The sequence below is a fragment of the Streptomyces aureus genome, from assembly GCF_001418135.1.
Lineage (GTDB): Bacteria > Actinomycetota > Actinomycetes > Streptomycetales > Streptomycetaceae > Streptomyces > Streptomyces aureus_A.
In genome coordinates, this window is record NZ_LIPQ01000700.1 from 1 (window position 1) to 1,159 (window position 1,159).

Here is a 1,159-nt window from a genome sequence, read left to right on the forward strand (position 1 = left end):
TCGCCGACCTCGCCGGACACGACCGCCCCGACAGCGAGGACGTCGCCCTCGCCCTCGAACTGCGCACCGGCATCGCCCGCGGCGTGCCCGTCGGAGCGGGGGACCGGGCATGACCACCCCCGACCCCCGCCCAGACCTCCGCCCCGGCACCCCCGGGTCCGCGTCCATGGACGAGCGACTGGCCCGGGCCACGCTCAGCCGCGCCGTCGAGCCAGGTGACGAACACGCCGGCCGCTGGCTGCAGCGCTACGGAGCCACCGGCTTCCTCGACCGCCTCCTCGCCACCGCGCCCACCGCCCGGGGAGACGGCGCCGCCGATTCCTTCCCCGGCACCGGACCGAAACGCGTCGCCTCCTGGCGACTGCGCGCCGCCGCCGCCGACCCCGCCCGCGACCTCGCCACCATCCACCACCTCGGCGGACGCTTCCTCGTCCCCGGCGACACCGAATGGCCCCGACAGCTCGACGACCTCGCGAATGCCCGCCCGCTCGGCCTCTGGGTCCGGGGCCCCGCCGACCTGCGCACCTGGGCCCTGCGCTCGGTCGCCCTCGTCGGCGCCCGCGCCTGCACCCCGTACGGCGCCCACACCGCCGCCGACCTCGCCACCGGCCTCGCGCGCAAAGGCTGGGTCGTCGTCTCCGGAGCCGCCTACGGCATCGACGGCGCCGCCCACCGAGGCGCACTCGCCGCGGGCGGCGCCACCGTCGCCGTCCTCGCCTGCGGCGTCGACACCCCGTATCCCCGCGGCCACGACCAACTCCTCCGTCGCGTCGCCGAACAAGGCCTGGTGGTGGGGGAGTTGCCGCCGGACACTCACCCCACCCCCAGTCGCTTCATCCTCCGCAACCGGGTCATCGCCGCCCTCACCCGAGGCACCGTCGTCGTCGAGGCACAACACCGCAGCGGTTCACTCGTCACCGCCCGCGCCGCCACCCGCCTCGGCCGCCACACCATGGGCGTCCCCGGCCCCGTGACCAGCGCACTCTCCGCCGGCGTCCATGAACTCCTCCGCGGCGACGCCGCCCTCGTCACCGACGCCGACGAGATCGTCGAACTCGTCGGCGACATGGGCCAGCTCGCCCCGGCGCGCCGTGGACCCGTCCTCCCGCGCGACCTCCTCGCCCCGGCCACGGCGCACATCCTCGAAGCGATCCCCGCC

General features: G+C 76.5%; 1 protein-coding gene. It reads left to right on the forward strand.

What is annotated here, in order from left to right:
• Nucleotides 1–109: 109 nt before the first annotated feature.
• Nucleotides 110–1,159 (forward strand): DNA-processing protein DprA (dprA, locus tag AOK00_RS36280; protein WP_437441473.1); only part of this gene is annotated, 1,050 nt, incomplete at its 3' end.